The 7,276-nt window shown below is 62.4% G+C and carries 10 protein-coding genes; 6 read left to right on the top strand and 4 right to left on the bottom strand.

Translation table 11 applies throughout. The features are described from left to right. The 4 genes from QMG61_RS17195 to QMG61_RS17180 all read right to left on the bottom strand — a co-directional run. On the bottom strand, positions 1-667 hold a 667-nt coding region (locus tag QMG61_RS17195), incomplete at its 3' end, for a DDE-type integrase/transposase/recombinase (protein ID WP_283495557.1). A gap of 375 nt (positions 668-1,042) precedes the next feature. Further along, positions 1,043-1,651 carry an HD domain-containing protein gene (locus tag QMG61_RS17190; protein ID WP_283495556.1) on the bottom strand — a complete coding sequence of 203 codons (609 nt, stop codon included), beginning with the start codon at positions 1,649-1,651 and terminating at the stop codon, positions 1,043-1,045. A gap of 141 nt (positions 1,652-1,792) precedes the next feature. After that, entirely contained in the window at positions 1,793-2,155 is a 363-nt protein-coding gene (locus QMG61_RS17185; protein WP_283495555.1) for a GntR family transcriptional regulator, read from the bottom strand. Next, positions 2,152-3,096 (bottom strand): hypothetical protein, encoded by a 945-nt coding sequence (locus QMG61_RS17180; protein ID WP_283495554.1) that lies wholly within the window; start codon positions 3,094-3,096, stop codon positions 2,152-2,154. Before QMG61_RS17180 ends, QMG61_RS17185 begins: the two co-directional genes overlap by 4 nt. A 259-nt stretch (positions 3,097-3,355) precedes the next feature. Between QMG61_RS17180 and QMG61_RS17175 the strand changes: the two genes are divergently transcribed. The 6 genes from QMG61_RS17175 to QMG61_RS17150 all read left to right on the top strand — a co-directional run bounded on the left by QMG61_RS17175 (position 3,356) and on the right by QMG61_RS17150 (position 7,121). Next, positions 3,356-4,153, top strand: coding sequence for a LysM peptidoglycan-binding domain-containing protein (locus tag QMG61_RS17175; protein WP_283495553.1), 798 nt, complete (start codon positions 3,356-3,358; stop codon positions 4,151-4,153). A 131-nt stretch (positions 4,154-4,284) separates the two neighbouring features. After that, a complete protein-coding gene (locus QMG61_RS17170) occupies positions 4,285-4,614 on the top strand; it encodes a hypothetical protein (RefSeq protein ID WP_283495552.1) in 330 nt (109 codons plus the stop codon). Between the two features lie 661 nt (positions 4,615-5,275). Continuing rightward, positions 5,276-5,635 (top strand): nucleotidyltransferase domain-containing protein, encoded by a 360-nt coding sequence (locus QMG61_RS17165; RefSeq protein ID WP_283495551.1) that lies wholly within the window; start codon positions 5,276-5,278, stop codon positions 5,633-5,635. Next, the gene (locus QMG61_RS17160) at positions 5,632-6,039 is read left to right on the top strand and encodes a hypothetical protein (protein WP_283495550.1); all 408 of its coding nucleotides are present in this window, start codon (positions 5,632-5,634) and stop codon (positions 6,037-6,039) included. Before QMG61_RS17165 ends, QMG61_RS17160 begins: the two co-directional genes overlap by 4 nt. 66 nt (positions 6,040-6,105) lie before the next feature. After that, a complete protein-coding gene (locus tag QMG61_RS17155) occupies positions 6,106-6,690 on the top strand; it encodes a recombinase family protein (protein ID WP_283495549.1) in 585 nt (194 codons plus the stop codon). 98 nt (positions 6,691-6,788) lie between these two features. Beyond that, positions 6,789-7,121 carry a hypothetical protein gene (locus QMG61_RS17150; RefSeq protein ID WP_283495558.1) on the top strand — a complete coding sequence of 111 codons (333 nt, stop codon included), beginning with the start codon at positions 6,789-6,791 and terminating at the stop codon, positions 7,119-7,121. Positions 7,122-7,276 lie beyond the last annotated feature (155 nt).

The following is a 7,276-nucleotide window of genomic DNA, read 5'->3' as shown; positions in this document are numbered from 1 at the left end:
GGCAGGTCAACACGGTGATGCCGTAGTGGCGGGCGAAGTCCACGGTCTGCTGGTTGCGCACCGGGACGCCCGCGAGGTGGGACACGGTGACCGTTTTCTCGTTGTCCGTGAGGACATAGGTCGGGGCACCGCCAAGGATGCGGAGCGTGCGATCGAGGGCTGCGAACACGGTCGGGGCCGTCCGGTCCCGGAGCGCGATCACGACCCGGAACCTCGACCACGCCAGCCAGGCAACGAACAACACCGTCTTGCGGCCGTCGATCACGGGGCCATCGCCGAAGTCATACTGCAACCACATCCCAGGCTCCGTGATCCACGGCCGATGCACCCGAACGTGGCCGAACCGGTAGGCCGTGCGGACCTGCGCGACCGCCCGCCGCGTCGAACGCTCCGACCCCGTATAGCCGAGAGGGAGGAGTTTGTCGTGGGCTTTGTCGGCGCGGATCTTGCCCTTGGACGCCTCGACCCATTCCTCGATCTTGGGCAGGAACTCGTCCGTGACCCGGCCCCGATAGGCCGGTTCGGCGATCGGCTTACCCGCATCGCGGGCGGCAACGTGGCGGGCGACGGTGTGGTGCGAGCAGCCAGTGAGCTCGGCTGTGGCGCGCAACGACCTGGTCAGATCGTAGGCAGCAAGTATTTCCATGATTTCTCCGTCATGCTTCATTCAGGGCCTCTTCCTGGGCGACTTTGATGCGTCTTAGACACCGCAATCAAACCCCAGGGAGAGGCTCCCGCCGCTTAAGCGGTCGGGCTCAGAACAAGAAGTGGGCAGATCTCATGGCCACCAACGGGCAGTTCTACTGGCCGCCAGTGGGCAGTTCCGTTGCCGCCTATGGGCAGTTTGGCATGGCCGCTAACACTCCGACTCGGACATCGTCGCGAGATATACGAATCCCGATAGGTGAACCCGCCACGGGACTGTTGTCTTGGCTCTCGCTGCAAAACTCGCTGCTGAGAAACGGGCCGCACTTTCTGGCGTACTCCTGAGGAGGGCAAGTCGTGTGGTGCGCATGATGCTCTTTTTGGGGTACTGGGAGCCTCAGGATCCAAACAATTCAAGAGGGTTGTTCTTGAGTTTGCGAACTAATCCGCCAGCGATGAGCCGAGCGGCGGCTGTCGCGGGTTTACGGGAAGCTTGATCGGTCACACAAGACCCGAATTCCGCCGCGAGTCCGAGCCGCGGATATGCCGCTGAGACTTCGGATCGGAAGCTCTCTGGGAGCGCCTCCGATCGACTGCCGGAGATATCTAGACCCGTCGCAACTTCCAACAAATAGCCCTCCAGATCCTGCTCCGGATCGACTTCGGGCCAGTTGTGCCGCACGATCACCTCGAGAGCCCGGGTGCGACGACTCGCCTCCCAGCCGGATCCGGCCGTGAGAGCCCAGGCGACGTGGCCAGCGGCAAGCTCATACGAGAGCGTGTCGTTGTCGAACTCGACAGCCAGTCCAACATCGTGCAGGACGGCCGAGACATAAAGCAGTTCAGCGTCGAATCCTTGTCGCATCTCAAGCGAGGCGAACCCGACAGCCCAATACCAGGACCGGATGCTGTGGTTGAGAAGCGCCCCCGGAACATACTCCGTCGCAACCTCCAGGGCGGCACGCGCCGCCACCGAGTCAGGTACAACAAAGTCGGTCATCTTCATGGACCCATGCTATCCAGCCACCTTTCTAGCATTACGGTGTGCCGATCATTCGCCGAAGTGTCGTATTCGCCGAACCTTCATCGGGACGGTCTGGGTCTGATTCTTCAGAGCGATGGGTGCCCAGGATCCTTTGCGGGACGTTCAATCACTGTTGGCGAGGTGCCAGGCGGTTTCGACTGCTTTGAGGACTTCTGCGAGGGCTACTTTGTCGCGGGGAATTGTACTTACGAGTTCGGCCGTTGCTTGGTCGAGGTCGAACGCTTCGATCTGGTCGTGGCGGACGAGGGTTCCTTGGGAGCGTCGAGTTTCGACAAGACCGGCCTCTTCGAGCTCGCGGTATGCGCGCGCCGCCGTTCCAACTGCCACGTGTAGGTCGCCGGCGAGTTGGCGTACGGTGGGCAATCTGTGACCGCCCGCGAGTCTGCCCGAGGTAATTTCCGCTGCTAGCGCGGCTCGGATTTGTTCGAAGGGCGGCGTCGGATCATCCGCGTCGACGGTGATCATCCCGCGAGTTCCGACCGCGGACCAGCGAAGGCCGTCCGAGGCAGTTTGATCGCCCCGATGACGGCGAGAAAGGCGAGTGAGAGGCCGTAGACGAGGGCTATGGCTGCAGCCCCAAACAGAACCATTCCGATCGTGTGCAACGTCGCGGCCGCGTTCACGTCGAGGCCCGTCTCCAGAAGGGGCGCGTTGACCAGCGGCAGGGATGCCATTCCGAGCAGAAGGCCGAGGGTGAGTGCCAACGGTGCGCTCGCGACGCGAAAGACCAGCCGGACGCCGCTTCGACGTAGGGCTGCGTCAGCGTCGCTGAGTTCCACCCACGCAGTGGCTGGGGCATCAATAACGCGCCGCAGAGCCTGAATAGTCGCGAGAACCAGAACGCCAGTGAGTACCAGCACCGGGAGCGCAAACATCCACCCGGGGAAGAGGTAGGGCCCGCCCGCTTTGCACTCGGCCGGGAATAGGGCGGTGCACAGAGACCGACCATCCGGCGTGGCTTTCGACAACAACCCTGCGGCTACGGCCGCCAGGACCGTTGTTCCGACGATGACCCCGAACCTCGTTCGTTGACCTGACGACGAATAGTTGCTCAGGGTACGCGGCTTGACGCTACTTCTCCGCCGTCGAAGTGCGCCATCGATTGTTGGTGCGGGCATTAACGTGAACGCGAAGAGGCCGGCCGTGGCCGCCGCGAGTGGTCCGAGGAAGAACGGGACCAGCTCAAGAACCGGATTGGCGATATGTACCAGGATTGCCACAGCGAAAACCGCGAGAGCCGTTGAGACCGCAACAGCGGACCGCAGCGCGCTCACACGCCGCGCACGCACGAGCGGCTGCGGCTGTCCGCGCCGTCCAGCCATCGCTACGCCGGTGAACGCCACCGTGAGGACGAACAAGAGACCGACCAGTCCTAGTGACATCTCGGCAATCCCAATGTTCTGCACATTTTCTCCTTGTGTCGACCTGACGATACAAATGGATTAGGGTTTGTGTCAAGTGATTGTGACAAGCCTTCTCGCTTGTGCACGACGGGGCCCATCAGTGATGGAGGCCAAGGATCACTCCATTCCCTTACGGAACCGCCAACGGGAAGGTTCGGTGCGTCCGGTAGCGACGTCGGTCGAGCCACCTCGTCCGTCGGGCCAGGGGCTGGACCGGCGATGCGGCCGACTGCCATACTGGGCTCGGCGGGGAGGGGACCTGATGCCACGACTGGCGACATCTGTTTTGGGGAGCGTTGCTCTGGTGCTCGGACTGGTGGCTTGCTCGCCAACTGCGACTCCAGCGGTCGACACGGCTGTCCACACGGATGCGCCGGCCCCGCCCGACCGTGCGGCCGACGTTGTCATCCCCGACGGTGTCATTGGCACGGCCGAGCTCACGTCGGCCTCGGGAGACAACACCATCTCCGGAACCGTCGTCGTCACGGCGGGTGGGGGCGGATTCGACGTCGCACTGAAGGACTTCCACTCGGACGTCCCCGGAGGCTTGCAACTATCCTTCAGCCCCTGGTCAGAGACCACGATCTGCCTGGCCGACATGCACAGCTTCTCGTTCGGCAACCTCTCCACGAACGCCGATCAGCCTGGGCTCAGCATGGGCCCCAGGGACTTGTCCCGGGGCGACCCCAGCTACTACCTGACCGCCGTCATCACGGAGACCGACCCGACCACGACCGATCCTGACGGCTGCGTGCTCACTCCCCGGGCAGTCGGCACGATCACCTGGGACGTGCCGGACACCCGCCCCGGGCTGCTCGCCGTCGATACCGGCACCCGGTTCGGCGCCGGCGGCGCCACCGCCGCAGCCGATGGCGCCCCACTCTCCTACCGTGCGGTCGCCGGCGACACGCTCAACGACATCGCCGACCGCTTCGGCATCACGGACGACGACCTCGGCTTCCTCAACCCGCTCACCAGCCGCCAGCTCCAGGCCGGCGACGAGCTGAACCTCCGGGTGGCGCTGCGCGGCGGCGCCTCGGTCCCGCCGCCCTCGGCCTGAACGCCGCCACAGGGCAGTTGGGAACCCGAGAAGGGGTCCATGATCCAACGATCGTTGGAACTTAGCCCTGTTCAACCCATGGTTGACTGATCGGCATGGGGAAGCTGTGGAGTGGGGCCACATGGCTGGGTATGGCCTTCGCGCTTTTGGGCCTGTCGCTGGTGTCGACATACTTCGCACTTTTTTCCGGGTTCATTTTTGACCCTGACGATCATCCCAGCTCGTATTACGCTGCCCAGATTCCCATGCGTCTGGGCGTGATGGTGGTGTCTGTGCTTATTCCGGCGTTTTCTGCGGCGGCATCCGTGTTGTCCATTCTTGCCACACCACGCAAGACGCCAAGGATTGCGACATCGGTAATTGCGCTGCTCCTGGCACTGTCAGCTGTCTGGTCGTGCTGGGTACTTGGGATCGAGGCGATCCAACAGGCCATCGCCTTCGCCGACCACGTCCCTTTCTAGGTGGATCGACGAGGGAACCGCCGAGGTCCAGATGACGCAAGGACGTGCGATCCTCGCACCCGACCTGCCACGGTCATGTGCATCGTCCCCAAGGTGTTCCGTTGACGCCGCTGGCAGGAGTTACTGCAGACGGCCGAGTGCGCGAATGAACTGGCGCGGAGCATCGGTCCCGTCCCAGAGCCGACGACATGGCCAGACCGCCCGCAGGCCGGACGCTGAAAGGGCGCTTCTGAGCACGCTCCTGCGTGACTTCTGGAGACGTACGGCACTGATCGAATCCTCAACTCGGAGGAGCTTCGGCACAGCCGGGTGAGCCGCAACTCATTGCATTGCGGAGCGATGCATCTGTATTGTATTTAGATACAACCGAATCGAAGAGCAATACAAATGCTGAAGGGAGCTGTTCGTGGACTTATCTGCCCCGCTCGCCTCGTTCATGAATGGCCTCGACGCTGTGGCCCTGCGCGTCGTCGCCAGGGCCGGGTCAGAGCTCACTGGTCGACAGATCGCCCGTCTGGCGGGGACTGGAACACCGGCTAACGTCCGATTGTCTCTTCTTCGGCTCGTCGACATTGGTCTAGTCATTTCAGTCCCAGCACCCCATGCAACTATGTATTCTGCCAACCGGTCGCACATCCTGTGGCCGGCTGTTGAGATCGCGATGAACGCACGTCAGGAGCTGAACAGGCGTGTTGCAGCATTCGCTGACTCGAGCGCACCTGAGGGCGTCACGGTTGCCCTCTACGGCTCCGTGGCACGAGGTGACTCCACCAAGATGAGCGACGTCGACCTGCTTGTCGTCTTTCCCGATGAGGTCGCACTCGATGACCGGGACGAATTCGTCACCGGGCTCCGGGACAACGTGCAGCTGTGGACCGGTAATGATGCCCAGATCTATGACCTAACCGAATCGTCCCTGACCAGGCAGAAGGAAGACGGAGACCCGATCGTCGATAGCTGGACGTCGGAGGGGATCGTTGTCTTCGGGAACAGCACCCTGGGAATGAGAAAGGCGCCGTGAACGCGCGGATCAAACAGATGACGGCGGCAGAGGTGCGAATCCGTGCCGAACATGCCCGCGATTCTCTCCTCACTGCTCAAGCTCGATTCGAGCCTGGGGGACCGATGGCGTCGAACAATACGACTGGGCTGAATGCCGTCAACGCCGGTATCGCCGCGGCCGATGCTATTTGCGGATCCAAACTCGGATACCGCTCCAGCGGTCAGGATCACAAACAGGCCATCGGCCTCCTAACCCAAGCGCTCCCTGAAAAGAGAACCGCAGCACGGGACTTGGGTCGACTCTTGGAAGCTAAGACCCTCACTTCCTACGGGGCGAGCCACATCACAGAGGCTAGGGCGAGCGAGCTCTTAAAATACGCAAGCCGGCTGGTCGACGAGATGGAAGCCGCCCTCGCCTCCTGACTACGGGCACCCGCCGAGGATCCTTGAATGTTGACGGCCCTGCGGGTCGAGGTGAATTGTGCCGTCATGACTGAACTACTGATCGGGTACGCGCGCGTATCCACAAATGAGCAAGACCTTACCGCCCAACAAAACGCCTTGGAACGACTGGGCGTCAGATCGAATCTGATCTACACCGATCATGGCTTGACGGGAACCAACCGTGCGAGGCCGGGACTACGAGAAGCGCTTGCTGCCTGCAGGAGCGGGGACACGCTCGTGGTGGCCAAACTCGATCGTCTGGCCAGGTCGCTCCGGGACGCGAAAGACATCGTCGACGAGTTGACCGCCAAGGGCGTGAAGCTCAGCATCGGCGGCTCCGTGCATGATCCGAATGATCCAGTGGGCCGGCTCCTCTTCAACGTCCTCGCCATGGTCGCGGAATTCGAGTCAGATCTCATCCGTGCTCGAACGAAAGAGGGCATGCAGGTGGCGAAAGCGAAGGGCCGGTTGCGCGGCAAACCTCCGAAGCTGTCCGCGGCGCAGCAGAAGCACTTGATGGAGGTCTACAACGCTGGTACTCACACAACGGCCGAGCTGGCTGAGTTGTTCAATGTCGCCCGCTCCACTATTTATCGAACCATCCAGCGCCAGCACCGAGGTAATGGCTAGCAGCCGAGATCGCGTTGCAGGACGGACTGTCCTGCAACGCGAACCCTCTGTGGGCTCTGTCAGATCGTGGAACCGGCGGGTCATCTAGCATTGGCCACATGGGCGAGATGCACGCTGGGCAAGGCGGAATCTTCACCTCACGCCGGGTGAGCGTGTCCATGGTCGTTCTCGGCACCGTGGCTGCCGTCATCGGACTCGTGCTCCTTCTCGTGCCGAGTGGCCAAGCGAGCTTCGGCTGGTTCGCCTACGCGCCGCTCAGCAACACGACGTTCTCGCCAATAGGCCTACAACTCTCGCCACGGAGTCAGATCGGGATCGCGTTGTTCGTTGTCGGGCTGGCAGTGCTCGCATTCGGTGCCGGCTGGATGCTCGGGCAACGTCAAGCTGCAGACAAGCGACAATTGCCCGATCCGGGCAGTCCAGGCAGCTGAAAGGGCCCACTGTTTCGCCCGCGAGCCCAACCCTCAGTGGGTCTTGAAGAGTTCGATCTCGGGTGTTGGATCGCTTCTGAGGCGCGCATGGGTTTCGACGTCGTAGCGCTGGTGTTCGTACTTGAGCTTCTGGCGTTCGATTCCCTCTGGTGCGA

The organism is Cryobacterium sp. PH31-AA6 (assembly GCF_030063195.1).
Lineage (GTDB): Bacteria > Actinomycetota > Actinomycetes > Actinomycetales > Microbacteriaceae > Cryobacterium.
Note: the sequence above shows the minus strand (reverse complement) of the source record. Positions and strands in the feature narration are given on the sequence as shown.

Bases quoted from the DNA above. Each gene is read 5' to 3' on its own strand.
- QMG61_RS17190 (WP_283495556.1), bottom strand. From the start codon at position 1,651: ATGAAGATGACCGACTTTGTTGTACCTGACTCGGTGGCGGCGCGTGCC.
- QMG61_RS17185 (WP_283495555.1), bottom strand. From the start codon at position 2,155: ATGATCACCGTCGACGCGGATGATCCGACGCCGCCCTTCGAACAAATC.
- QMG61_RS17175 (WP_283495553.1), top strand. From the start codon at position 3,356: ATGCCACGACTGGCGACATCTGTTTTGGGGAGCGTTGCTCTGGTGCTC.
- QMG61_RS17170 (WP_283495552.1), top strand. From the start codon at position 4,285: ATGGCCTTCGCGCTTTTGGGCCTGTCGCTGGTGTCGACATACTTCGCA.
- QMG61_RS17165 (WP_283495551.1), top strand. From the start codon at position 5,276: ATGAACGCACGTCAGGAGCTGAACAGGCGTGTTGCAGCATTCGCTGAC.
- QMG61_RS17155 (WP_283495549.1), top strand. From the start codon at position 6,106: ATGACTGAACTACTGATCGGGTACGCGCGCGTATCCACAAATGAGCAA.
- QMG61_RS17150 (WP_283495558.1), top strand. From the start codon at position 6,789: ATGGGCGAGATGCACGCTGGGCAAGGCGGAATCTTCACCTCACGCCGG.